Origin of the sequence: Emticicia sp. 17c, assembly GCF_037153985.1 — a bacterium.
GTDB lineage: Bacteria > Bacteroidota > Bacteroidia > Cytophagales > Spirosomataceae > Emticicia.
Map to the genome: position 1 here is coordinate 198,039 of NZ_JBBAYI010000002.1, position 26,791 is coordinate 224,829.

Genomic DNA, 26,791 nt, shown 5'->3' on the forward strand with positions numbered 1-26,791 from the left:
ATTTTAAAGCCTCTGTTTTACCAAATAATCGAATAGCTGATTTTTCCGTTAAGCGGTGCCACTAATTCCTGTTTGCCACTTACAGTTCTGATACTTGCGTTACCCTCATTCAGTTTTATGAGGTAAGTACCATCACCCACGTTGTAGGTTCCATCAGCATTTTTACTGATAGCATCTGCCGAAGCTAGTCTGGCGTAAAGATTATTTACGGTTCCATTCACAGCAATTTCACGTTTCAGCATTTTACCTTCTTCAACTGGTGTTATTTTATCTGAAACTTTTGCGCCGTAAACATCGTATTTGAAAGTTGGCTGGCCGTTTTCGTCCAACTCATACCCACGTGTACGGAAAGTAGCATCTACGGTTCCCCACGATTTATCAGGTGAATCAAGCACCATTACCAATGGGCTATCGCCTAGGGGCATAAGACTACCCATTGGTCGTGAGCTACCATCGCCTCTATCTTGCCACATAGGTGTTGTATTCAAGAAACTTCCTTTCCAGACCTGAAACAAAGCACCGTTGTCAAGATTATAAGTAAAATGTATATTTTCTTTGTTTCCAACCGAAATGGCATGTACAATTCGCTTGTTTTTGTCGCCTTCTTTAATATCCATAAACGAGCGCAATAGCACCGGCTCAACGTCAGTACCCAATAAAATAGGTGACGATGGGTTATTAACCATTGTAGAATTGGCCGAGTGTAACGGATGTTTACGCACCGTTGCCGATTCGGCATATAAGCCTAACGATGGTTGTAACCAGCCATCGGCTTTCCAGTAGTATAATTCAAATGGTACTTCTCCGGCTGGTAAATCAAGTGTTACTTTTCTACCTTCAGGGTCTGACATCATCCAGCCATTTTTAAATGCCTGCTGACCGTTGATTTTCACTTCTGTGTTTCCACCATGTGTGGTCGTAAAGGTGTAGGTTCCGGCCTCAGGCACTACAATTTTGCCTACATATTTTACGGCAAATTCGTTTTCGGCGTTGGTTACCGCCCAGTTCAGGCTGTTCAGGTTACCGCTATACTCTGGTTTGATTTTTTCTATATCGCCAATCGTTCTGAAATTTCCTTTATAAACACCATATTTCAGGTCTTTGAATGATAATACCTTCTGGTTGTAACTTTTATATTTGATATTACGGATAGCTACATTGCCGTGGTCTCCTTGAAAACGAAGAGGCCCCATAGCAACTTCATTGTTTTCCCAAGCTCCTCTGGTTTGCCCTGTAAGCTCTACATTTTCATGAATTAACACTCCGTTGAGGTAAATAGACAAGATACGGGCATTGGCTATTTTCTTGCCACTGGCATCGAATCTTGGTGCCTGAAAAGAAATTTTAATATTTTGCCATAAACCCGGTGCTTTAGCCACATTAATACGAGGCGCAACACCCTGATACCCTTTTGAACCTTCTGGTTTTGAGTCGTCCCAGCGTTCATAGATACCGCCAACGTCATTATACTTAGGAAGTTTTTTACCCCAGCTATCAAACAACTGGATTTCGTAACGTCCTTGTAAATAAATACCTGAGTTTGAGCCTTTGGCCATCATGAAATCAAGGTCGAGGTCAAGGTCTCCATGCTCCATTTTGGTGAGCAGGTCCATTTCTATACCATATTTTCCGGGAGGATGCTCACATAATAAAATACCACCAGTGATACCTGTTGAAATGTCTTTTTTGTGTAGGTCGTTGGGCTTTGTAAAATCTGCTTCTACCGCATTGACAACGCTCCATTGTCCTTGTGTGGGTCGAAAAGCATCCATGTTATTCAGCGGAATTATCTGTTGTGCGTAGGCCGCATTCACCAATAATCCACAGAATAGGATTTTTTTGAGGAATCTTGTGTTCATAGGTAATTTTTTGTTTGAAACGACAAATGTAATAGCAATTGTCAGGAATTGAAAGGGGTTTTGCACAGAAATAGGCTAATTAATACAAAGAATCCTTATGAATTTAAGTGTATTTTTTACAATTCTTACCTAAAATCAGAAATATTGCTTCGTAAATACTTTTCAAGAAAAGCTATCAGAAATGCTTATACTTCTTCGTTTTGTTGTAAACTTGCAACAAATATTTAACACCTTAGCACAGTAAAATTCCTTTCATGAAATCCAACCGCATTATTCTTATTCTGATATTTTTTGGTATTGGCTATTTTCTTTATTATAAAGACAAACCCGGCCCCATTGGTAAGCTCTGGGAGACAGTATCGGGTGTTTTTAAAACCAAAGGCTCAGCTAAAGATGAGCCAAACCCTTACAAAGCTCCTGAGCCTGATAATGAAGCCACTGCCACAAAAAACAATAATGAAGCCACTGCCACCAATAAAAAAACTGATAACTCAAAATCTGATGAAAGTTCGGACGACCATAAATCTCTTTTTGATAAAATCAAAGACAAGGTTCTGGATAAGGAGGATTCACCCCCGCCCGTAGCCGACGACGTAATACCTGATTTTGCCTTGCCTGCTATTAGCAAAAGTGATGAAATTATCAGACATAAAAATTATATTCTGCGTTATGAAGAAAAATATGAAGTACCTGCATGGGTGGTTCATAAATTAAGAGGAGAATATACCAAAGGCCGCGCCAACAGAGGCGACAACCAGTTTATACCTGATAAAAAGGTGGAGAATAATTCGGCCCTCTCGACCGATTACAGTAACTCTGGCTATGACCGTGGCCACATGGTTCCTGCGGCCGACTTCAAGTGTTGCCAAGAGCTTATGAATGAAACTTTTTATATGAGCAATATATGCCCGCAAGTACCTGACTTTAACCGTGGTATCTGGGAGAATATCGAAAGCCGTGTAAGAGGTTGGGCCTTGCGTGACAAAGAGTTATACATTGTTACAGGCCCTGTGCTAACTAAGGGTATGAAAACCATCGGACGGTATAATGAGGTGGCTGTACCTACTTTTTTTTATAAAATTGTGTTGTATTATCCTGCTGGTTCTGCTAAAAATGCTCGTGCTATTGCGTTTTTATTACCCAACGAAGCCCTTCACGGTAAAAGAATGAGTAGCTATGTGGTACCGATTGACCAGATAGAAAAAGTAACAGGACTTGATTTTTTTGCTAAACTACCTGACGATATCGAGAATAAAATAGAAGCTGTAAGCGACTGGGACTTATGGACTGATGATTGAATAAAAAAAGAGTGGGTACTCCCCACTCTACTGTTATATTACTCGCTGAATGATATTCCCCGTGGTTTTTTCTTTCAGAATGACTTTCTTGCGGCCATCGGGTAAAAACTCATCCTTGATATGCCAATGATCGGCATCATACTCTACAAATGGCGATGGCTCGGTTACATCAGTTCGGCCTCTCCAGTCTTTTATCATGACGGGTTCCCACTTTTTGGTCTTAGCCGATTTATAACAGGCATCTATTACGGCATTTACGATATACCCATCATAAAAAGTTTCCATAGGTTCGGTACCGTTATCCATGTTATCGAACATATCGGTAAACATGTGTGTATAGCCCAGCGAGTTTACCTCATCTCCTACCGGAAACAACCATCCTGAGGCACTTTCAGCTTTTTCAGCTACATAACTGGCTTCGGTAGCTGCTGTAAACATCTCGAAACCTGTTCTCATAAAATGGTCAGTTCTGATTACCCCCTCTGTACCTGCTACTTCATCTCTTAAATCCATTCCACCTCTGAACGACCAGCTCACTTCAAACTGTGCAATGGCTCCATTCGCGTATTTTACCAATGCAATGGCGTTATCTTCGGCTTCAATGGGTTTTACCTGCGTAGCAGCCCAGCACATTACCTCTACGGGTTTTATGTCTTTTCCTATGTAGTTACGGGCAATTTCTATACAATGGCAGCCCAAATCAACAATTGCTCCACCACCGGCTTTCTTTAAATCCCAGAACCAGCTTGAGTGCGGGCCAGGGTGTGCCTCGCGTGACCTCGCCCAAGTTACACGGCCAATTACACCATTTTTAACCGATTGCAAGGCATGCAAGGTTTTGGGCGTATACGCTAGGTCTTCCAGATACCCATGAAATATTCCGGCTTTCTCTACCATGTCGAGCATCTTCTTGGCTTCGGCACCCGTACGTGCCAGAGGCTTAGTGCATAGCACATTTTTTTTGTATTTACAGCATAGTTTAATGGCCTCAAAATGTAAGTCATTTGGCAAGCCTATTACTACGGTATTAATGCTTTTATCTTTAATAGCCTCTTCCATGCTTGTGGTATATTTCGGAATATTCCACTCTTCAGCAAAGGCTTTTCCACGTTCTTCGCTTCTCGAATAAACAACTTGCACACGGTCAGGGCGACGATGCTCATGCAGAGATTTGGTATAAAACCAGCCAATAAGGCCAGTACCCAACATGGCAATTCTATGGGGTTTGTTACTCATGGTTAAAATATTATTAAGGTTGATAGATTGTAAGAGGCTTGTCTATACAAGCACGATGCAAGATAATAAAGAAATAGAAAACGTACGGTATGGAAATAAAAAAGAATCTGCCACAATAAGTAGCAGATTCCTGATTGTCTTATTCAATAATATTTCAGAACAGGCTAGTTACGGCCTAATTTCAATAACATTTCTTTTTTTGCACTACGATACCAGATAAATATAAGCGTTGGTATTGACAAATAGGTAATAGCCAGCAGGTACAAAATTCCATCATTAATGCCTGTTCCTATTACTCCACGGCCTTCGCTCAGGTTGCTTCCTACTGTTGCTCGGCACATGGCACATTGTGCCATCGTGAATGTGCAACTTACCAGCAAAAACACCATAGTAGTTATGATAACTCTGAATGCTTTCATTTTCTTAAACATAATAAGGTCTTATCATTAAATACGCAATTACACCTGTAATTGATACATATAACCAAATCGGGAAAGCAATTTTTGCAATTTTACGGTGCCTTGCAATCTGGTTAGTCCATGAAAAATAATATGCTCTTAGCACCAACGGCAAAACAACAAAAGAAAGCCCAATGTGGCTAATCAAAACGAAGAAATAAAGATAACGAACAAAACCTTCACCACCAAATGCTGTGCTCTGATTTGTGATATGGTACGCCACATAGCAAACTAAAAATAAACCTCCTAAAAGGAAAGCTCCTGTCATTACATTTTTATGTTGTTCTATTTTTCCTTGTTTAATTAAATAGAACCCATACAATAATAAAACACTGGTAAGGGAGTTAATGATTCCGATAACATGTGGTAAGGTTTTGGTCCAGGCACCGAAATCAAATTTCTGACGAATCCCCAACAACAAGGCTACTACCACCGGTATAGCTACCGATAGTACGTTTATCCATAACATGGATTTTTTCTCTAAACGTGCTTCCATTTTTTTGGTCTCTTAACGAGATGTTTTTTGGTCTTTATATATTTCTTGTAATACTTTTACTTCTGCAATTAGCCTTTCTACATCTGCATTGAAGGTGCCATCATAAATGCCTCTGATATACCCCTCTTTATCGATAAGCAGAATTTTCTCTGAATGGATAAACATCTCATCAACGTTTTTGATGTTTTTATCATATTCTGAGGCATCTGCCACCGGCAATTTGTAGCCTTTAATGGCTAAATCATATATACTTTTTTTATCTCCTGTCAGAAAGAACCACTTACCCTCATGGGCCTCATATTTTTTGGCATATTCTTTCATTACAGCAGGGGTGTCGTGGGTAGGGTCAACCGAATGCGAAACCATAAGCACGTCTGCATCATTGGCAAATATATCCTGTACCCTAAGCATTGAAGAACTTAATTTAGGGCAGATAGTGCCACAACGAGTGAAGAAGAAGTCGGCTACGTAGATTTTACCTTTTGTTTGAGCAGAAGAAAATTTTTGCCCGTTTTGGTCAATCAGTTCAAAATCAGGTATCCGATGATAAACTGTGTCAGCACCTTTCATCATCACTTGCCCTTCTTCGGTCAGTTCGGGCATCAGGTACGGAAGTTTGTAATAGTTATTTCCGAACAGTTTCAGAAATATAAAGATAAAAGCCGGAATTACTAATATTACTATTAGTATTCCGGCTTTAACAGTATTTTTACTCATTTTGTAAATAAATTACGGATAAGCCCGATGTATCCACCTTCGATAATTAATGCAACAATCAACCACACAACAAAGATACACGGCAGGATTATAGTCCAGATTAAGGATTTAACCTCATGTTTTAAGTGCATGAAGATACCCACAATATAATAAGCCTTTACAATTGTCAGAATCACGAAGATTCCGATTTTTGTCCATTTATAATGGTCTGCATCTACTGTAAATGCAATTACGAACTCAAATGAAGTAATAATTAATAGTATCCAAAACGTTTTCCAGATTTCTTTGGTTTGTGCTGGAAGTTTCTCTTCGTGGTGTTCTGTATGATGCGCCATTTTAGTTCAATATTTTAAGTTTAACCAAATCCGGCGATTGTACCGCCAGAAATCATTATGCTATAATCTGTCTATACAAGATAAAAGAAGGTAAATACGAATACCCAAACTAAATCTACAAAGTGCCAGTATAGACCAACTTTTTCAACCATTTCGTAGTGTCCTCTTTGTTCATAAACACCGTTAGCAGCATTATAGAAAACCAAGACGTTAAGCACTACTCCTGATAACACGTGGGTTCCGTGGAAACCAGTAATAAAGAAGAAGAAATCGGCAAAAGCTGGCGGGCCATATTGATTTTGCACAAGATTAGCACCGAACACTTTAGTACCGTTGGCTAGCGTTAAGCCTTCTTCTGTTCCGTGGATAAAGTGTGTCCACTCCCAAGCCTGTGAGCTTAAGAACGCAATACCACCCAGAATAGTCCAAAGCATGTATTTCTCAACATCAGCTTTATCACGACGGTGGCCGGCTTCAACCGCTAGCACCATTGTAACAGAGCTCATAATCAAGATAAACGTCATAATTCCTACGAATACCAGCGGAGCCTGCACACCATGCAAAAATGGAACTGCCTCAAATACGCGCTCGGGGATAGGCCACCATGCGTTTGAAAATTCAAAGTTTTTTCTTAATCCTTCGAAGGTTGGGAAACTGAATCGCACCAAACCATAAGAAACAAGTAAGGCTGAAAAAGTAAAAGTATCGGAAAGAAGGAAAATCCACATCATTAGTTTTCCGTAACCAACTTTCATCGGTTGGATTCCACCTTTCCACATCAAATGTTCAGCGGTTGTTGAGGTATTTGCACTTGCCATAGCTGATAGTTTCTACGTTTCAAACAGGTGATAAATGTTGCCTGCTTAAAGCTTGAAATTGTAAAAAGTTTATCTAAAATACAATAAAAATACGAATAAATATACCCAAAGTAAATCAAGGAAATGCCATGCTGTTGCGCACACTTCTACGAGTAAGGTATTTTTTGAATCAATCTTCATTCTGAAAGCCATGATAAATGTACCTATCAGAATACCTAACCCTATCAGAAGGTGTGCCATGTGCAACCCCGTAAATACATAAAAGAACGAGCCTGAGGGATTCCCCTTTAAAAATACTCCTTGTTTTTGCAGGTCTTGCCAACCAAGGTATTGCATTGCTAAAAATGCAAGCCCGAAAATAAAAGTAATGGCTACTGCCATTTTCAACATCGACTGGTTGTTTTTTCTAGCTGAAATAAGTGAAACGTGCATAAAACCACTACTTATTATCAATACAAGCGTACTAAACCAGAAAATTGTTGGAATATTAAACTCAACCCAGTTACCTTCTGCTCTTCTTACCAGATATGCACTTGTTTGTGAAGCAAAAAGCATAATAATGGTAATAATGAAGAGCCAAACCATGAATTTCCACTTATTAACCGATAAAACAGGCTTAGGTTCTTCGCCTAATTTGCTTAAAGGTAATTTTATTTCTTTCTCTCTCATCTTGTCAAAAATCTAGGTGGGTCTTACATTTTATCAAATAAATAGGCAATCTGAACGACTGGCAAATAGATAAACGACCCAAACATTAATTGTAAAGCGGCTTTTCTGTCAACTTTTCGCATTAAATGAAAAGTCTGAATCACAAAAAGCACTCCGAAAACCATGGCCACTACGGCCGAATTTATACCTGTCATGCCCATGTAGTAGGGTACCCAACACAGAGGTAGCAAAAACAATGTATAAATCATTATCTGAATGGCAGAATTAAGATTCTGGCCACCACTAGATGGCAACAACTTAAATCCTGCTTTGCTGTAATCTTCATCCAATACCCAAGCAATAGCCCAGAAATGAGGAAACTGCCAGAAAAACTGAATAGCGAATAAAATGCCCGGCTCTAATCCGAAATGATTAGTTGCAGCTAACCAGCCTATCATGGGCGGGAAAGCCCCGGGTAAAGCACCTACTGCCACAGCTATTGGGCCTACTCTTTTTAATGGAGTATACACAAACCCGTACAGTATCATTGATAACAATGCCAGTAAGCCTGCTCTGAAATTAAATTCATAAAACAGAATATACATAGCTATTACGGCCAGCCCCCAACCGAAAAAGGCAGCTTCTCTTACTGATAATCTACCACTCGGAATTGGCCGGTCTTCTGTACGTTTCATTAATTTATCCAGATCTTTTTCAATAATCTGGTTAATGATATTAGCTGCTGCCGTAGTTGAAAACGCTGCAATACAGAAAAGAACTAATTTTGACCAATCTACTTCATCAGAACCTAGTATGTACCCAAAGGCACTTGAAAAAACCACAGTCGCTGATAGCCTGAACTTGGTTATATCGTATAAAGCCCTGAGCTTGACACTAATTATATTTTGACTCACTGATTGACTCATTACCTCGATGAAAATGCCGTTACTCCTCTGAAAACCCGCTCTTTGTTTAATAACAAATACAACACAAACTGAACTCCTAAAATAAGAATAGCAATGGTTAGATGTACTGGCTGAGCATACGCCGGAAGACCCAAATAAGCTAAAATCAAGCCTGAAGCCATCTCGATTGCTATGAGAGTTATCAAACTAATCGAAAAACGATAGATAATACCTCTATGAGCGTTGTTTTTGAGTATTCTATATATAAACGCAATATGCAAGCCTAAAACCACTAAAGAGAACCATTTATGGAGTTCAAATTTTCCTCCAAGCTGGGCCACCCAATCATTTCTCAGGTGTTCTCCCATTATAGCTGCCACTTGGTCAACCACTTCTCTTACCTGCGTACCTAATAATACCTGACCAAGCGTAAGTAATATCAGTAATGAGAGCAAAAAACTTATTGAAAATGATTCTTTAATATCTTCAACTTCCAGTACTGAATTATATGACCTCGCTACTGCATATAATAACACAAACACAATTATTACTGATAATAACATGTGCAAGGTAATCATAACCGGATGAAGTTCTGTTGATACTACTTTTGAACCCAACCATCCTTCAAATCCTACTAGAATAAATGCAATGAAACTTAGCCAGACTATGGTTCTGTCTTTTCTCCAGAAGGAACGAACAGAAGCGATAAATGTTGCAAAGATAAGAATACCTATCGACACTCCCACGAGTCGATTTATATATTCAACCCATGTTTTAACAGCGTTGAACTCGACTTCGCCTTTTAACTTTGCTCCAAAGATTTCTTTATAATTAGCAGGTAACTGAGATATGTCAGTTGGAGGAACCCATGTACCAAAGCATTTTGGCCAGTCAGGACATCCCATTCCTGAACCCGTTGCTCGAACAATACCTCCCACCAAAATCAGTAAATAAACCGCTCCGATTGTCCAGACACCAAGTTTTCTGAAAGTTACCATGATTTTATTATTTAGTGAATAGCTTTATTGCTAAAGCTATTCACTCGTAAAATCTTTATCAATCAGGAATAGCATGATTGAATTTAATTCCTTCAATTTCTTTTTCCTCTTGTATCAATTCGTTTTCATGCTCCAGATTTGACTCAAGAGTAGCCGAAAACGGGATATTCTGTGGAATAAAATCTTCTGCTGCACCTGGTTTGCTGTAATCGTAAGGCCAACGGTAAACTACCGGAATTTCGCCTTCCCAGTTACCATGCCCTGGATTTACAGGTGTTGTCCACTCCAATGTATTCGATCTCCAAGGGTTAGCTGTTGCTTTTTTACCCCAGAACATTGAATAGAAGAAGTTAAACAAGAAGATTATATTTGCTGCAAATACTACGATTGCCGCAATTGTACTAAGTTCTGCTAAATCCTGATATTTATTGGTAAAATCAAAACCTGTGTAAGAGTAGTATCTTCTTGGGAAACCTGCAATACCCAGATAGTGTTGTGGGAAGAATACCACATATACCCCTGCGAATGTAATCCAGAAGTGAATATACCCTAAAGTAGAGTTCATCATTCTGCCGAACATTTTAGGGAACCAATGATAAACACCAGCAACCATACCAAAGAAAGCAGCAGAACCCATTACTAAGTGGAAGTGAGCTACCACAAAGTAAGTATCGTGTAATTGAATATCAAGCGCACTGTTTCCTAGAATAATACCCGTTACACCACCTGATACGAAGAACGATACCAGCCCAATTGAGAACATCATGGCAGGAGTAAATACGATATTACCTCTCCACATGGTTGTGATATAGTTGAAGGCTTTAACGGCCGACGGTACCGCGATAATCAGGGTTAAGAGCATGAATACTGAACCAAGGAATGGGTTCATACCTGTCATGAACATGTGGTGAGCCCATACAATGAACGCAAGGAACATGATACCTAGCATTGAGAAAATCATGGCTCTGTAACCGAAAATTGGTTTTCTAGAGTTAGTAGCAATGATTTCAGATGTCATACCTAATGCCGGAAGGATTACGATATATACCTCAGGGTGGCCCAAGAACCAGAATAAGTGCTGGAATAAGATAGGGCTACCACCTTGGTTAGGCAATGCTTGTCCGTTAATATAAATATCTGACAGATAGAAACTAGTTCCGAAACTACGGTCAAAAATCAATAATAGGGCCGCAGAAAATAGTACAGGGAATGATAAAATACCCAGAATAGCAGTGAAAGTAAATGCCCAGATTGTAAGAGGCATTTTATCGAAAGTCATCCCTCTTGTACGTAAATTAATAACGGTAGTTACGTAGTTCACACTACCTAATAAACTTGATACAATAAAGATAGCCATACTAACCAACCAGAGAGTCATACCCGTTCCTGAACCCGGAGCAGCATCTTTCAATGCACTCAATGGCGGATAAATTACCCAACCACCACCGGCAGGACCATCATGAACAAATAATGACGCAAACATAATAACGCTTGACAAGAAGAAGAACCAGTATGATAACATATTGATAAATCCTGATGCCATATCTCTTGCACCAATTTGTAACGGTATAAGGAAGTTTGAGAAAGTACCACTCAAACCAGCTGTTAATACAAAGAATACCATGATGGTTCCGTGCATTGTTACAAGTGCAATGTAATAGTTAGGGTCTAGCTTACCCGCTTCATCAAACCATCTTTCTCCAAGAATAGGTTTTAACCAACCTAAGTCAATTCCCGGAAAACCTAATTGTAGACGAAACACTAACGACAAGAAACCGCCAATCAAAGCCCACACAATACCAGTAATCAAGTATTGCTTAGCAATTACTTTATGGTCTTCAGAAAAAATATACTTTCTGATGAAACTCTGCTCATGGTGCTCGTGAGCGTGCTCATGTTCGTTGGCATGTACGTCTGCGTGTGCTACTGCTGCCATATATTACTATTTTTTAAATTTTTTTCTAGTTACGTATTAATTATCTCAACGATGCTGAGGTTGTTGCTCCTCCTGTTGAAGCAGTCGTGCTGTCAGAGCTTGCTTCAGGCGTAATATACTTCATTGCTTTTGCTTTCAGGTTCGCTGGCACTTTTTCAATGAACTCAGGCTTGGTAGCTAATAAAGATTTTTGCTCTTTTTTCCATTTTGCATAGTCAGCTGGCTCATCAACTACTAATAAGAGTTTCATGGCAAAGTGGCTACGTCCACAAACTTCTGTACAAGCGATTTCATATTTAAAATCTGGATTACCTAATTCAGCACGCATATCGGCTGTACTTTTTTCAGCAACGAACCAGAACTTAGTTGGCATACCTGGCACTGCATCCATTTTCACACGCATATGTGGTATAAATACGCTGTGCAATACATCTCTTGCTCTGATTTTCAACAACACAGGTTTTCCTTTCGGAATATGTATTTCGGTGTTACTTGTAAAGTCATCAAATGAGTGTTCATCTGTGAAATCTATTCCAAATTCGTTACCTTCGGCGTCGTTAATTAATTTATAATTATAGTTTCCTAGTTTTTCATCATCTACACCACCATAACGCACTTGCCATCCGAATTGTTTACCCATAATTTCAATTACTTCTGCATCTTTCGGTGCATCTGACATTACGCGGTTCCAAACTGTCAAGCCTGTAAATACTAAGCCTGCCATTACAATTGCCGGAATAAGCGTCCACACTATTTCGAGCGTATTGTTATGAGGGTAGAAATATGCTTTACGGTTTTTGTTATAGCGGTATTTTAATGGAAAATAAAATAATACAGTATTAACAACGAAGAAAGCTATTGTAATAACAGTCATACCAAACCAGAACCAGTAGTCGGTATCTTTTCCATGCGCAGAAGAAGCCGTTGGCAGGTCTCCAAAAGATATTAAGAAGTCTTTCTTTGCATAGTTAAATGACCAAACTACACCAACAACACTTACAACCCAGAACACAAATAATCCAATAGCATTCATGTTGTTTGCTCCATCAGTGATTGTGTCTTCTACTTCTGACTCTTTCTTTACACCTTTCAATAGAGTTTGGGTTTTAGAAATAACCATAATGGTTAATATCAAAAACACAACAGCTAAAATAACAATTAATAAGGTCATGTTACTAAAAATTTACAAGTTATAAGTACTTAATCCTTGTATTCTATAAAAAATTATTCGATAATATTCATTTAAATTACCTGACATTCTGTTAGATGTCGTGGTGCAAACTTTCCTCAAGGAATGGGTGTTTTTTCGGATAAAGATTTGCTTTTGCCAATTCTCTTCCAACGAAGAAGATAAACAATGAGGCAAAAGTAAGTGTTGTTCCCCATTCAATAATTCCGATACCTCCCTGGTCTTTTGCAATACCAGGCATGTGCATTTGGTAGAAGTCAAACCAGTGACCAACCAGAATAGCACCACAAGCCAATTTCAAGAAAGTTGGTCTTCTTTTTGAATCTCTTGCCATCAGGACAAGAATCGGGAAGAAGAAATTAAGCACAAAGTTTATATGGAATGGCCACCAGTAACGCCCGCCATAACCTGTGAAACGCTCACGGAAGTAGATAGTTTCTTCTGGTAAGTTAGCGTAGAAAATTAATAGATACTGCGAGAACCAAACGTATGTCCAGAAAATTGAGAAACCGAAAATGAATTTACCTAAGTCATGTAGGTGGCTGTCATTTACTGCTTTCAAATAGCCTTTATCTTTCAAGATTAATACTGCCAACATAATAGCTGCCAAGCCTGCTACGTGCCAGCTTGCTAGATGATACCAACCGAACATGGTTGAGAACCAGTGTGTATCGATTGACATCGACAAGTCCCAAGCTGAGGTTGAAGAGGTAACAGCGAAGAATAACAAGAATATTTTAGAAATATTGCGGCTTTTATAGTAGTTATCCAAGCCACCTTCTTGTTCTTCCAACAAAGAGTATTTACGAACTAAAGTCCATAAGAAATACCATACACCTACATAAGCAACCAAACGGATTGCGTAGAATGGAAGGTTAAGGTACCATGATTTCGTTGCAATTACTTTATCGTAGTTTTCACTTCCTTTTTCCATGATTCCGTGGTGTGTCCAGTGAAGAATCATGTGACGTGTAGAAGGGATAGCAAATAAAATAATCAGGATAAGACCTGGAACAATGATAAACGAAGGGAATGCTTCAGCTACACGTTTGATAGATACTGACCATCCGGCCTTTGCTACATAGTTGTAGGCCATGAAGAACATACCAACCACCGAAATTCCAAGAAAATATACACTGTTCATCCACAGGTTGGCAATCAGGCGGTTTATCAAGGTTGCTCCGTGTTCGCCACCACCATGTGCAGCGTGGCCGCCTTCATGTCCGGCAGCTGCTCCGTGTTCAGCACCATGTGATTCCCAAACACCTATTGACCAGCCTTTATGTAAAAGAAACATTCCGAGTGCAACCAAAACCACACCTAAGGCTGCAGCAATTAATAATTTGCTTTTAGATTCGGATGTAAACTCAAATCTTTCTTCTGTTGAAGGAATTTCGTGAGTATTATGAGCCATTATTCTTGAAATTTGAACCCCGCCCCTAAAGAGGGGTAATCATGATAATATTTCCTAACACGCCCCTTTAGGGGATGGGGGTGCGTTATTAATTTCCTAATTGTAATCTGTGTACGTAATGAACTATTTTCCAGCGTTCTTCAGGGTTTACCTGTGAGGCATGTGGCCACATACGACCTTTTCCGTAAGTAATTACGTGGAAGATGTGTCCATCGTTCATGTTTTTATAAGCGTCGGTAGCATAGTTAGGCACACCTTTGTAGACTTTACCTACGGGGCCATCGCCTGCACCTTTCTCGCCATGGCAATGTTGGCAGTTTCTTTCATAAAGCACCTTTCCTTCTTCTTCTACTGCATCAGACCACGGAATAGGGTTCTTTAAAGTTACTTCTGCAACTGCAATACTATCCTTTGGCAGGTTGTAAATCATCAGGTCATTAACCACGGTACTGTCATCTTGTAAAAATGAAGTATGGTAGTTTGAACGAGGAATAGTACCCGCTACTGGCGTACGCATATTCTTGCCATCAGGATTCACTTTATTTTCACGCCATTGTGTTAATGGTTCATAGGCACGAGAATTGTACATATTAGGAGCGAACTCCCAGCCTGTACTGTTGTTATCATGGCATGATGACAAAACAACCGCTGAGAAAGTTGTTACTGCTACCGCAAGCGTGATATTTCTGACTGAAAATTTCATTTGAAAACAAATTAATGTATAATTGTATGAGTCAGTTTTCTGATACTCATCAATGTTCTGTTTGTATATTGATTCGAATAGCCGTTGGCCTACTCCTTGTTTTCTTTAATTAGGCTTCTTTCACGTTTACCTCTGACGCACCTGATTTTTTCAAGATAGTGGTAATTTCGCCTTCTGACAATTTGTTTTTAGATAAATCAATCGCCATTACAAATTTATCATCGGAACTTCTTTCGTCAAAGATGATTGGCTTTGCAGTTGGCCCCATACCTTCCATGATAAAGAAAGTAAATGCCATACCAAAAGAAGCTAAAAGCACTGTCAGCTCGAACATAATAGGTACGTTAGTTGGGAATGGGAAGAAATTCTTACCCCCTACGTTAATAGGCCAGTCAATACCCATAGTCCAGAAAGTCAGCAATAAAGCGCAGCAAGTTCCGGTAATACCGAACAAGAAAGCTGCGATACCCATTCTTGGGCGGCTATACCCTAACGCACGGTCAAGACCGTGAATAGCGAAAGGGCTATATACTTCATGGATTTTAATACCACTGTGTCTTACTTCTCCGACTGCGTGTAAAACTTCATCTTCGTCGTCAAAAACACCAACTAAATATTTGTTATCTGCCATTGTCTGATAATGGTTTCTTGATTCTTATTGATTATGCTGTTTTCTTTTCTTTTCCAGGATACTTTTCTGATGATGATTTCAATACAGATTTTACCTCGGCCATGTTAATAACTGGTAAGAACTTGGCAAATAATAAGAATGCTGTAAAGAAGAAACCAAAAGAGAAAATATAGTCTGAAATATCCCCCAAACGTGGCGTAAAGTACGTCCAGCTTGATGGTAGATAATCTCTGTGAAGCGAAGTTACAATGATTACGAAACGCTCAAACCACATACCGATGTTTACAACTACTGCCATAAAGAACGACACTACGATGTTTCTACGGATTTTCTCGAACCAGAACAACTGAGGAGAAACCACGTTACAGAACATCATGGCTGCATAAGACCACCAAAGCGGACCCGTAGCACGGTTAATGAACGCATATTTTTCGTATTCAACACCCGAATAAGCTGCAATAAAAAACTCTGTAATATAAGCAATACCTACAACTGAACCTGTTAGGGTAATGATTTTATTCATTAATGAGATATGCTCTAAAGTTACGTAATCTTCTAGTTTATATACTACGCGTGTTATGAGCATCAGGTTTTGCACCATGGCAAAGCCAGAGAAAATAGCACCAGCTACGAAGTATGGAGGGAAGATAGTAGTGTGCCATCCTGGAATTACGGAAGTTGCAAAGTCGAAAGATACGATGGTGTGTACCGAAAGTACGAGTGGTGTTGAAAGACCAGCAAGAATCAATGACACATCTTCATATCTGGCCCAGCCTCTTGCACCACCTGTCCAGCCTAGCGCTAAAGCACCATAAACTTTTTTACGAATGCCTGTTGCACGGTCGCGGATGGTAGCAAGGTCAGGAATAAGACCGATATACCAGAACAAACAAGATACTGAGAAATAAGTCGAAATGGCGAATACGTCCCAAACAAGAGGTGAGTTAAAGTTTACCCACAAAGAACCAAAGGTATTAGGCAATGGTAATGCGAAGTAAGCTAACCACGGACGCCCCATGTGCATTACGATGAATGACGCCGCACAAATTACGGCAAAGATTGTCATCGCTTCAGCAGCACGGTTAATTGATGTTCTCCATTTCTGACGGAATAACAATAGTACGGCTGAAATAAGTGTTCCGGCGTGACCGATACCTACCCACCATACGAAGTTGGTGATGTCCCACGCCCAACCTACGGTTTTATTCAATCCCCATACGCCGAGACCTTCCCACCAAGTCCAACATACCCATGCAGTACCATACAGTAATACTAACACTGAGATTCCGAATACAATTTTCCACTCTTTGGTAGGTTTTCCTTCAACCTGTTTACAAATGTCTTCAGTTACATCGTGGTAGGTTTTACCACTCAATACTAAAGTTTCTCTTATAGGTGAAACTACGTGCATAGTTTTTTTTATTTATTGAATATGCTATTTTCTTAACTAAAGTGACTGGTTTCAGTCAAAATTACGAATGATGTTCTTCGTGTTTAACTTCTGATTTTGCAACACCTTCTTTGTTACGAATCTTAGTCAGATAGCTCAATTGTGGCTGAACGTTAATCTCTTCTAATACGTGGAACGCTCTTCCTTCTTTTTCTACTGACAAGATTTTAGAGATTTGTGACTCTGGGTCTAACATATCACCAAACACGATTGCATTAGTAGGACAAGACTGCGAACAAGCTGTCTGGATTTCTCCGTCAACTGGGCGGCGGTGTTCTTTTTTAGCTACTAATTTACCTGCCTGAATACGTTGCACACACATTGAACATTTTTCAATTACCCCTCTTGAACGAACTGTTACGTCTGGGTTAAGTACCATACGGCCCAAGTCGTTATTCATGTGGTAATCAAAATTATCGTTTTCAAAGTATTTGAACCAGTTGAAACGACGTACTTTATAAGGGCAGTTGTTGGCACAATAACGTGTACCGATACAACGGTTATAAGTCATTTGGTTAAGGCCTTCTGAGCTATGAGTGGTTGCCAGAACCGGACAAACTGTTTCACAAGGAGCGTTTGAACAGTGTTGGCACATCATAGGTTGGAAAACAACCTCAGGGTTTTCAGAAGCTATTTCCATAGCTTTGAAGCCGCTTGGGCTGTAACCTTCTTCATGTGGAGCATCAGAGCTATAATAACGATCCAGACGAATCCAGTGCATTTCTCTGGCGCGGGCTACCTCTGCTTTACCTACAACTGGTACGTTGTTTTCAGCTTGGCAGCTTACTAAACAAGCACCGCAACCGTGGCAAAGGTTCAGGTCAATTACCATTCCCCAGCTATGGTTTTTCTTCTCGTGTCCATTCCAGAGGGTAATCTGGTTAGCACGTTTGATACCTTCTGAAGTTTGTATTGTTGGTTCAAAACGACCAGCTTTTACATTCTTCACGTATTCGCTCAACACCGACTCCTGAATTACTGCCTCACGGCCCATTACAGTATTGTGTGTTTGTGTTTGAGCTAATGTATAATTACTTTTTGTTTTTGCTAGCTTAACATCATTTGCCCAGAATTGTCCGTTTGATAATAATGTTAATACATTAGCACCAACGTTTCCGGCTTTACCTGCGGCTGTACGGCCATAACCAATAGCGACAGAAACTGTGTTATGTGTCTGACCCGGCTGAATTAACACAGGTAATTCGATAGACTTGCCTCCTACTGTTAGTGTAGCCCAGTCACCTTGAGCAATACCTGCTTCTTTTGCTGTTTTTTCAGAGATAGCAATGGTGTTTTCCCAAGTTACTTTTGAAATTGGGTCTGGCATTTCCTGCAACCAAGGGTTGTTTGCCTGTGCACCCGTTCCGATAGCGATAGACTCAAACGCTGAAAGTTCAATACCTGAACCTTTAATAGCTGCAATAGCTGACGCTGCTGCGGCTAGATTTCCGCCGAATGAAGCACCCGAGGCTGTTGCACTTGCACCTGGCTCATATACGCCATCATGCAAGGCTTGTACCCACGATTTACCACCAGAAAGAATATTTTTTGACCAGTTTGATTTCAGATAAGCCTGATAATCATTTGAAACACCAATCCATGTTAATAAACTTGATTCAGCCTGACGTGTATTGTAAATAAGAGAAATTGTAGGCTGCATTAATGAGTAGAAACCTTTTTTAGGTTCTGCGTCACCCCAAGACTCCAGATAATGAGGAGCAGGAGCAATATATTTACATTTAGAGGCTGTTTCGTCAGCTTTTGCAGCAAACGATACCGAAGTAGCTACTTTACCAAGTGCTTCGCCTAGTTCGGCACCTCTGATGTGGTCATATACAGGGTTTGAAAGGAACAATACAGTGCTTACTTGTCCGCCTTTTACTTCATTAATGAAGGCATTCATTTCGGCATCGTTTCCTTGACGGAAATTTACAGGATTTCCGAGGTCAATGGTAGTTCCGTAGTTTTGTAGCAAGCTATTCAGTGCATTAACTACTGTTTGAATAGCCGGATTGTTCGATCCAGAAACTACAATTGAAGCACCTTTAGCTGCTACTAATTCTTTAGCACATTTGTCAAGGTTTTGTACCTCAACAGCAGGGCCTGAAATTGGTGCGCTTCCTAAAGCGGCAGCAACTTTATTATATAAAGCAACAACTACTGCTCCTTCTTGCGAAGGTTTAATCATTGAACGATAGTCAGCAGATGCGCCTGTAATTGTCATTCCGGTTTCAAACTGGAAATGACGAGACATTTCTCTTTTACCACCTTTAGCACTACTCAAACGGCGTGTGTCAGCCCATTGTGCTGCATAAACATCTGGCGAAATCCAAGTACCTAAGAAATCGGCGTTGATACCCACCATTACTTTAGCTTTGCTAAAATCGTAGCTTGGTACAACTGCCTGATTGAATGATTCGCTATTGGCTTGAATTAATCCTGAAACAGAGTTAGCATCATAAGTAACGTGTTTCGCAGATGGGTATTTTGCAATAAAATCAGCAATAACTTTCTTAAACGTAGGAGAAAGAATAGTATTTGAAACAATACGGATGTTACCTCCTTTCGATAAACCTGCTACAACTTCTTTGTCAAGGTCTTCCCAAGAAATATCGCTGGTTCCTTTTTTAGGATTTTTCAGTTTCTCGTTATCGTACAGGCTCAAAACAGATGCATGCACTCTTGCACTCACTCCACCTCTTGTAAGGCTTGACATCTTGTTACCTTCGATTTTAACAGGACGCCCCTCACGGGTTTTTACCAGAATGCTTGAGTAGTCGCCACCTTCTGCATAAGTCGAGGCATACCAGTTCGGGATACCCGGCTCTACGTCTTCAGGTTTGTTAAGATAAGGAATAGCTTTACGAACGGGTGCGTCGCAAGCGGCCAATGAAACGGCTGCTACCCCAAAGCCTAACACTTTCAAGAAATCACGGCGGTGCGTAGGTTCGACTGTGTCAATATCGTCTAAATTAAACTCACGATTTGCATTTTTTACAAACTCAATATCGTTTTTTAATTCTTCAACCCCTTTCCAATACCTTTTATTAGTATTCTCCATGAGCATAACTGCTGATTTAAGTATTTATATTTTTAAATCCTGTTAAACGGACTTAATATCTATGTTAATTAATTTATTCTGCTTTGTGTAATGATACAAGATTAATAGTGGCATCTTGCACACTCTAATCCACCGATATCTTCTACTTTCATTGTGTTTTTGCTTGCCATGCTGTGTGCTTCCATCAGCTTGTCGTAGTAAGCATTGTTTTTGCCGTTTACTTCCGTTTTACGGTGGCAATCAACACACCATCCCATTGTTAAAGTAGAACGTTGTTGTACAACTTCCATTTTGTCGATTTCGCCATGACAGTTTTTACAATCAAGACCACCTACATTAGTATGTTGAGCGTGGTTGAAATAAGCTAGGTCAGGCAGGTTGTGTACACGTACCCATTCAATAGGCTTATCGTTCTGGATAGCTGTATATATTTTCTGAATTTCTGGCGACTCACGTTTGATAGTGTTGTGGCAGTTCATACAGATATTTGCCGAAGGAATACCTGATTGTTTTCCTTTGTACACGCCTGTATGGCAGTAAGCACAATTGATTTTCATTTCGCCGGCGTGCAGCTTGTGAGAGAAAGCAATAGGTTGTTTAGGAGCGTATCCTTGATGAATACCTATGCCGTAAAGACCATCGAAAGTAGCTTTGGTTGCTAAAAGAACGAATACCCAGATAACAGCTGTACGAACAGTTTTATTGGCTACCACATTTTTAATACCATTCTGAAGTCTTTCACCAAATGAAGTACTTGGAACGCCTTCAGTAGTGCTACCACCAGTAAGTTTGTTAAGTAATTGTAGAATACCTAGCAAGGCAACTAGTACCAAGCCCATAATTACTAACAAAGAAACCAAGATAACATTAATGAACTTACCGCTACCTGTATCAGTTGCTTTGGCATCGCCGCCGCCATTAGGGCCTTTCGTTTCGGTAGTAGTTGGCGTTGAAGCACTTTTTACATACGCCAGAATTGCTTTCACGTCATCATCAGTGAAGTTCGGGAAAGCTGTCATCTGGGTTTTGTTAAACTTGTTGAAGAGCTCAACAGCGTATTTGTCGCCGCTGGCTACAACACCCATCGGATTGTTAATCCATTTTTTAAGCCAAGCGAAGTCTCTGCGAGACTCGATTCCGGCTAAGCCAGGGCCTACTACTTGTTCGTTGGTAGGAGCATGACATTGAGCACAGTTATTTTTGAATAACGTTTCTCCTTTGGCTGTATCTCCTCCTCCAGCTGGTGCTGCCGCGGTGGCGGTTGAATCTTGTGCAAATGCGCTGCTGAATGAAACCATGACAACAACAGCAAGTGCTAAAATTGATTTATAAAAATTACGAATCATATTATATGTAAGTAGTATAACCTAATTTTCAGACTGCAAAACTACGCTACGATTGTATTCAATCAAATAGGTTTTTTAACTTTTTTTATTTTTTACAGTAATTTAGAATAATTTTAAATAAAAACATAAACCCTTGACTATAAGCGTCTTAACAAAAAATACCATTCCGTAATCCACATATAGCGATATTACTGGAATGGTATTTTAGCAAGATTATACGCAGAAATGAAACGTATATTCATCAGTATTTGTTAATTTTTTTCTGTTTAGGTAAGGGTTCATTATGGGTACAAATATACGGTCAAGGTATTTTTATTACAACTGTTTTACAATAATTTTCCGCCCTGATACTACGTGCTTCTATATACCAAGCTTGTTTTTTGGGCTATTATAGCTATTTAAATCATTCAATATCAGTAATTTATATTTAAATACAAGTGTATTAGTATTTTATTATTAACCCCAAATTTTAATATTATCTTAAACATGGAGATTCATTTCAGTACTGATGTAAGGCCAACGGCTGAACAAATAATTGAATTATATGAAAATGCCGGACTGCCCCGCCCTACTCATGACATAGAAAGAATTACCAAAATGTATGCCAATTCAAATCTGGTTGTATCGGCTTGGGATGGAAACACTCTTGTAGGTATTGCCCGCTCGATTACTGACTGGGCATGGAGTTGTTATCTGGCCGACCTCGCTGTACGACATGACTACAAACAATCGGGTATTGGCAAGAAACTGGTGTGGTTAACAAAAGAGCAGGCAGGCGAGCAGTCGATGGTATTGTTGTTATCGGTGCCTACGGCTATGGAGTACTACCCCAAAATAGGTATGAATACCGTTGAGAATGGGTTTATTATTTTCCGTGAACAATAACCCTCTACAATGAAGCAATAATGCCGCAAATGGCTTTAAAAAGCATGAGGCCATCAATAATAACAAGGTAAAAAAAGATATTTCGCCTTTTATGCAGTGCATAAGATACAATTATCAGGGCAATAAAAGGAAATATATTCAGGATAAGGCGTTTGTTTGAAAAATGATTCAGGCTTCCGAAAATCAGAAAACTGACTAACCCTGCAACACTTAGGGGCAGAATAATACTAAAGATAGTATAACGAAGCCCCTTAGTTACTACAAAGGTTTTTACGTTATAGTTTGAGTCACTGGCGTAGTCTTTAATATCAAACATAATACAAAGTACCGATACGAACATAAAGTTTTTCAGAAACAACCACCAACCAATAGGGCTGATACCTTGTGGCAAATGATGCGTGAGGTTATAAAAAATTATGGGTGCTATGGTAATTAACCCAGCCCACGTAAACCCTATAACAAAGGGTTTCAGCCAACCTACTTTTCGTAAGTTATATTTAGGCAAGAAACTAAGCCCGTAATAGAAAACCGCCGCCAAAGGTGTGAGAAGAATAGGGAATAATTGTTTAAATGACATATAAAGCATACTATGCCAATAAACAACAGCTACGTATACACCCACCAGTAAGCTAATGAAAAGGCATATTATCTGGCTGGAATTAACAAATTTTCGGTGCTTGATGTACCAGTTTACTCTGGGGTTAGCCGACGAACTCAACGACGGGTCGGTTATATATGCCAATGTATAAAACCAGACCGTTATGGCAAAAACCAGAAGATAATAATAAGACTGGCTAAGGGTATACCCTTGTTGTAAAGTAGCCTCTATGGAAAGAGCTACGGCACACAGTCCATAAAAATAGTTTCCGAAGAAGAAGGCTTTTACTATTGCTCTTACCATTGCAAAACATATAAACTGATTATTGGCTAACAGATATTTAGCGTTTTTTGTTTTTCAGCACAACGAAAATTCTCAGTGTGGCAGGCTGATATCAATATTCTGTTTTTTGTTGATTTATCAGGGCTTTGGGCTCAAACAAATCATCTGTTTCTATCTCTTCTGGCTAATTAATTCTATGTTATTTTTATTTCGGATGCAAAACTACATTAACTGCTGTAATTGAAAGGATGAGGAATGTTTACGTGCAACCATAAAAAAAATAACCTGATATTTTTATCGATTCATTTTTCATCTTGGCAAGTTGTTTGCTAGTATTTTAAGGTAAAAACAAATGTGAAAAGTACTTATCTGCTCAACTCAACATAGGCTGATTGGGTCGAAAGTAATTTTCCTTAGCTAAATTATTAAAATCATAAAAGCTCGTCAGAGCTCTGTTTTGTTGCGTATTAAAAAATTTAATCAACCACTATCTAAAAGTCCTCTTTCTGTCCTCGAGAAAGAGAATATAACCACTTCACTTCCAGATGGAAACACAAAGAATAACTTACCTTGAAAAAGCACTTACTACTCTTCAAAAGACTGAATCTGTTAATATCAAAAATACAGATGCTTTAGCTAAGTCGTATGCCAATAAAATGAATGTAATCAGGTTTGTAGCTATTTGCTCAATCGTCTGGTGTCATTCTCTGCTTGGGCTTGAAGACAAAAACTATCCTCACGTAGCAGACAAACTGTTTCAGGCTTTTATTGTACAGTTTGGCCGTATCGGAACCATTTCATTTTTTATTATCTCAGGTTTTTTTCTAAATAGCAAGCTGGCAAACTATACCATATTTGCCTACCTGAAAAAACGCTTTCGGAAAACAATAATGCCGTGGCTGATAGTACTAATGGTTTGTGTGTCGTTAGAAATGCTACCTAAAATATCAATTGGCCAGTTGCTCGACCCTCAGTACCTTAAAAGCCTGATAATTCTAAGCTTTTCTACTATAAAAAATATTCTGCTTTATACTTCATTCTGGTTTGTACCGGCTTCTTTATTTTCGGCATGTATTATTATTGCCTTCAGAAAAGTAGTAAATCAATATTGGTTTGGGTTAGTTTTACTATTAATCAGTATATTTTATGGTGCTAATCTTTACTTAGGGTGGGTTCCTCAAACACATACCAAAGCTTGGCTAGGCTATGTATTTTTTATGTGGGCGGGTATTCAGTTAAAGCGTAAGTTAGCGGTAGTACACCAGTTTATCGAAAAAATACAGACCAATAAAATATGGCTTATCATTTTATTGCTGTTTATGGTAGCCTGCACCGAAAGTATATACCTGAAAGTACAAGGCTGCACCGATGCCTTCGGGTCTATCAGAATGAGTAATGCGCTGTTGTTTGCATTTGTTTTTTTACTTTTACTGAAAACCGATAGCCTGCTATGGCTTAATAGACTTCATCCGCAATACCATGTTTATGGCGTGTACCTTATACATAGTATACTTATAACCCAATTGGTGAATTTGTTTCCGGCATGGGTCAAGTATTGTGTTTCTCTTTCGGCAAGCAGGTTTGTATTGTTTCAGATTGCATTGTTTGCTATTGCTTTATCGCTGAGTTATTTGCTGGTATTTATCTTTTTGAAGTTAAAAAAACGAGTGAAAGCGCATTTAAAACTAGCCTGATTTTTAAATATATTCAATAAGCAGAAAAACACCTCTTTCGGAGGTGTTTTTCTGCTTATTGGCTCCTGCCTGCCCAAAGCTAACTAGACAGGGTATCTTTTCATGATTTTACTTACACCTTTCTCAATCTGTTTATCAATTCTGCGCGAATTGACTGCCGCAGAGATACTTCCCTGCCACACTAACCTATTGGTTTTGGTATCGATGGCATCAATTACCAGCGTTCCTTTGGTATAGCTATAAGGTGCCGAGTATCCACCACCCCAATAGCCCATATTGTAAGGCATTATATACCGACCCACACGTGCGTACCCAATCATCGGATACATTGGCCCGAAGCTACCGCCACGAGTCATTTCTTTCTCGGTATCGGTATGGAATCTCAGCAATATATCGGGTTGTTTGGTATCAATACTCATACCCTTTGCCAACAAAGCATTATCTACGTTTGTCTGAATATTTTTTGTAATCAGTTCATTGTTGTAGAGTGGGTTCTTTGTTTGAACATCAGGCTTAAGCCATGCAAATGTATGATAATCTTTAAAGTCAGCAGTTGGGTCTTTATGAGTACTTACCTGTGCTTTTACGCTTGAAATGCCCAGCCCTATCATCCCGATGAGCAAGGCCTTTTTAAATAGACCATTCATCTTTCTTCTACGCTTATGGTTTAAGTTTTATTACACTATATTAACGTTTCTGGGCCTTATTCCGTTTACAACAGGGCAATATAATATGTTAAATAGTGTTAAAAACCACAACGAGAAGAACATAAAATATTAACTAACATCAAACCGGAGGTTTTTACTCGGCAGGTTTGATAAACTCATCGGTAAAGTGTTGTTTCTGCTTAGGTTGTGCAAATTTATCGGCATTATAAACACCTGAATTTCCTTTGGGTATTGACAACGACTTCCAGTTTTCGCCGCAAAGCATTTTACCAATAAATAGTATCTGGCCCACGTGGCAAGGGTAATGCGCCAATTGCCTGTTAATAGCTTCTACTACCGAATGCCCCTGATTGCGGATATATATTTCTTTTGTTAAATCTTCGGTTGTAAGGCCATCTAATGCTTGAAAGAGGCACTCCCACCCCTGCTGCCATTTTTGCAATAACTCCTCTTTGTTGGCAATATCATTTTCAAATTCTGCGTCTCGCTCACGCCATTCTTTTTCACCGTCAGTCGTCAGGAAGTCCGTCCAGCGAGAAAGCATATTACCCCACAAGTGTTTTACAATTACAGCAATACTGTTACTTTGCTCGTTGTATTGCCAGAACAACTGCTCGTCCGACAACTGAGCAAATGTTTTGTCGCCTAACATTTTGTAATATTCGAACTGTTTTCGGGCACTATCAAGATAATCTGTCATAGACAATTAAATGGTTTAACTCTCGTACTCAAACAAGATATAAATTCCTTCATAAGATATTCCCTGACTTTTAGCCTGAAAACCATTTTTCTCATAAAAAGCTACGGCGTTTTTATTTTCTTTCAAGCATTTTAAACGCACAGGCAATGGTGCCATTTGTATGATGGCAGCTTTAAGCAGGGCTGTTCCGACACCCTGATTCTGGTAGTCGGTATGAACATACAAATTATGAATAAAATTATCGGGAGAATAAAGAGAAACAAAGCCAACTACTACCTGATTAAGATAGGCTACCATGATATATTCTCCGTCGGTTTCTTTATCAAAAGAAGATAAATTATAACTACTGTTATCGAGCCAGAAAAAGGTTTTTTGCCTTACTTTTAAAAATAATTCTCGCAAAGCGGGCAAATCTTTCTCTGTCATTTCTGCAATGATTAATGCCAATATTCCTCCTTTTTAAATG

The 26,791-nt window shown here is 39.3% G+C and carries 25 protein-coding genes; 3 read left to right on the forward strand and 22 right to left on the reverse strand.

Translation table 11 applies throughout. The features are described from left to right. Positions 1-17 precede the first annotated feature (17 nt). Positions 18-1,859, reverse strand: coding sequence for a family 16 glycoside hydrolase (locus tag WAA15_RS05360; protein WP_337041533.1), 1,842 nt, complete (start codon positions 1,857-1,859; stop codon positions 18-20). A gap of 254 nt (positions 1,860-2,113) precedes the next feature. Between WAA15_RS05360 and WAA15_RS05365 the strand changes: the two genes are divergently transcribed. Beyond that, entirely contained in the window at positions 2,114-3,157 is a 1,044-nt protein-coding gene (locus WAA15_RS05365; RefSeq protein ID WP_337041534.1) for a DNA/RNA non-specific endonuclease, read from the forward strand. A 33-nt stretch (positions 3,158-3,190) separates the two neighbouring features. On the opposite strand, the gene WAA15_RS05370 is transcribed toward WAA15_RS05365, so the two are convergent. From WAA15_RS05370 to WAA15_RS05450, 17 genes are all read right to left on the reverse strand, one after another. Continuing rightward, positions 3,191-4,393, reverse strand: coding sequence for a Gfo/Idh/MocA family protein (locus WAA15_RS05370; protein WP_337041535.1), 1,203 nt, complete (start codon positions 4,391-4,393; stop codon positions 3,191-3,193). 164 nt (positions 4,394-4,557) lie between these two features. Further along, entirely contained in the window at positions 4,558-4,812 is a 255-nt protein-coding gene (locus tag WAA15_RS05375; protein WP_337041537.1) for a hypothetical protein, read from the reverse strand. Positions 4,813-4,816: 4 nt separating this feature from the next. Beyond that, a complete protein-coding gene (locus WAA15_RS05380; protein WP_337041539.1) occupies positions 4,817-5,347 on the reverse strand; it encodes a DUF420 domain-containing protein in 531 nt (176 codons plus the stop codon). 12 nt (positions 5,348-5,359) lie between these two features. Then, positions 5,360-6,064, reverse strand: a complete 705-nt coding sequence (locus WAA15_RS05385) for an SCO family protein (RefSeq protein WP_337041540.1) — start codon at positions 6,062-6,064, stop codon at positions 5,360-5,362. Continuing rightward, positions 6,061-6,399 carry a cytochrome C oxidase subunit IV family protein gene (locus tag WAA15_RS05390; protein ID WP_337041541.1) on the reverse strand — a complete coding sequence of 113 codons (339 nt, stop codon included), beginning with the start codon at positions 6,397-6,399 and terminating at the stop codon, positions 6,061-6,063. The genes WAA15_RS05385 and WAA15_RS05390 overlap by 4 nt, the downstream gene beginning before the upstream one ends. A 71-nt stretch (positions 6,400-6,470) precedes the next feature. Next, positions 6,471-7,217, reverse strand: coding sequence for a cytochrome c oxidase subunit 3 (locus WAA15_RS05395; RefSeq protein WP_337041543.1), 747 nt, complete (start codon positions 7,215-7,217; stop codon positions 6,471-6,473). 69 nt (positions 7,218-7,286) lie between these two features. Continuing rightward, positions 7,287-7,886 carry a cytochrome c oxidase subunit 3 gene (locus WAA15_RS05400; RefSeq protein ID WP_337041545.1) on the reverse strand — a complete coding sequence of 200 codons (600 nt, stop codon included), beginning with the start codon at positions 7,884-7,886 and terminating at the stop codon, positions 7,287-7,289. 23 nt (positions 7,887-7,909) lie between these two features. Next, the gene (gene cyoE, locus WAA15_RS05405) at positions 7,910-8,791 is read right to left on the reverse strand and encodes a heme o synthase (protein ID WP_337041546.1); all 882 of its coding nucleotides are present in this window, start codon (positions 8,789-8,791) and stop codon (positions 7,910-7,912) included. Continuing rightward, positions 8,791-9,768, reverse strand: coding sequence for a COX15/CtaA family protein (locus WAA15_RS05410; protein WP_337041547.1), 978 nt, complete (start codon positions 9,766-9,768; stop codon positions 8,791-8,793). Before WAA15_RS05410 ends, cyoE begins: the two co-directional genes overlap by 1 nt. A gap of 58 nt (positions 9,769-9,826) precedes the next feature. Beyond that, positions 9,827-11,704: a cytochrome c oxidase subunit I gene (locus tag WAA15_RS05415; protein WP_337041549.1), complete on the reverse strand. Its 1,878-nt coding sequence runs from the start codon at positions 11,702-11,704 to the stop codon at positions 9,827-9,829. A 40-nt stretch (positions 11,705-11,744) separates the two neighbouring features. After that, positions 11,745-12,875 carry a cytochrome c oxidase subunit II gene (locus tag WAA15_RS05420; RefSeq protein WP_337041550.1) on the reverse strand — a complete coding sequence of 377 codons (1,131 nt, stop codon included), beginning with the start codon at positions 12,873-12,875 and terminating at the stop codon, positions 11,745-11,747. A gap of 91 nt (positions 12,876-12,966) precedes the next feature. Next, positions 12,967-14,307 carry a quinol:cytochrome C oxidoreductase gene (locus WAA15_RS05425; RefSeq protein WP_337041551.1) on the reverse strand — a complete coding sequence of 447 codons (1,341 nt, stop codon included), beginning with the start codon at positions 14,305-14,307 and terminating at the stop codon, positions 12,967-12,969. Between the two features lie 88 nt (positions 14,308-14,395). Further along, positions 14,396-15,010, reverse strand: a complete 615-nt coding sequence (locus tag WAA15_RS05430) for a cytochrome c (RefSeq protein WP_337041552.1) — start codon at positions 15,008-15,010, stop codon at positions 14,396-14,398. A gap of 109 nt (positions 15,011-15,119) precedes the next feature. Then, positions 15,120-15,641, reverse strand: a complete 522-nt coding sequence (locus WAA15_RS05435) for a DUF3341 domain-containing protein (RefSeq protein WP_337041553.1) — start codon at positions 15,639-15,641, stop codon at positions 15,120-15,122. Between the two features lie 31 nt (positions 15,642-15,672). After that, a complete protein-coding gene (gene nrfD, locus WAA15_RS05440) occupies positions 15,673-17,052 on the reverse strand; it encodes an NrfD/PsrC family molybdoenzyme membrane anchor subunit (protein WP_337041554.1) in 1,380 nt (459 codons plus the stop codon). Positions 17,053-17,113: 61 nt separating this feature from the next. Beyond that, complete coding sequence (locus WAA15_RS05445; protein WP_337041555.1) at positions 17,114-20,152, reverse strand: TAT-variant-translocated molybdopterin oxidoreductase; 3,039 nt, start codon at positions 20,150-20,152, stop codon at positions 17,114-17,116. A gap of 101 nt (positions 20,153-20,253) precedes the next feature. Then, on the reverse strand, positions 20,254-21,498 hold the full coding sequence (locus tag WAA15_RS05450) for a c-type cytochrome (RefSeq protein ID WP_337041556.1): 1,245 nt from the start codon (positions 21,496-21,498) through the stop codon (positions 20,254-20,256). Positions 21,499-21,984: 486 nt separating this feature from the next. Between WAA15_RS05450 and WAA15_RS05455 the strand changes: the two genes are divergently transcribed. Beyond that, positions 21,985-22,383 carry a GNAT family N-acetyltransferase gene (locus tag WAA15_RS05455; protein ID WP_337041557.1) on the forward strand — a complete coding sequence of 133 codons (399 nt, stop codon included), beginning with the start codon at positions 21,985-21,987 and terminating at the stop codon, positions 22,381-22,383. 4 nt (positions 22,384-22,387) lie between these two features. On the opposite strand, the gene WAA15_RS05460 is transcribed toward WAA15_RS05455, so the two are convergent. Next, complete coding sequence (locus WAA15_RS05460; RefSeq protein ID WP_337041559.1) at positions 22,388-23,284, reverse strand: hypothetical protein; 897 nt, start codon at positions 23,282-23,284, stop codon at positions 22,388-22,390. Positions 23,285-23,808: 524 nt separating this feature from the next. Between WAA15_RS05460 and WAA15_RS05465 the strand changes: the two genes are divergently transcribed. Continuing rightward, positions 23,809-24,957: an acyltransferase gene (locus WAA15_RS05465; protein ID WP_337041560.1), complete on the forward strand. Its 1,149-nt coding sequence runs from the start codon at positions 23,809-23,811 to the stop codon at positions 24,955-24,957. An 83-nt stretch (positions 24,958-25,040) separates the two neighbouring features. Here the strand turns inward: WAA15_RS05465 and WAA15_RS05470 are convergent, their stop codons facing one another. The 3 genes from WAA15_RS05470 to WAA15_RS05480 all read right to left on the reverse strand — a co-directional run bounded on the left by WAA15_RS05470 (position 25,041) and on the right by WAA15_RS05480 (position 26,772). After that, the gene (locus WAA15_RS05470; protein WP_337041562.1) at positions 25,041-25,604 is read right to left on the reverse strand and encodes a DUF4136 domain-containing protein; all 564 of its coding nucleotides are present in this window, start codon (positions 25,602-25,604) and stop codon (positions 25,041-25,043) included. 154 nt (positions 25,605-25,758) lie between these two features. Continuing rightward, entirely contained in the window at positions 25,759-26,325 is a 567-nt protein-coding gene (locus tag WAA15_RS05475) for a DUF1572 domain-containing protein (protein WP_337041564.1), read from the reverse strand. A 15-nt stretch (positions 26,326-26,340) separates the two neighbouring features. Next, positions 26,341-26,772, reverse strand: a complete 432-nt coding sequence (locus WAA15_RS05480) for a GNAT family N-acetyltransferase (RefSeq protein ID WP_337041565.1) — start codon at positions 26,770-26,772, stop codon at positions 26,341-26,343. Between the last annotated feature and the right edge of the window lie 19 nt (positions 26,773-26,791).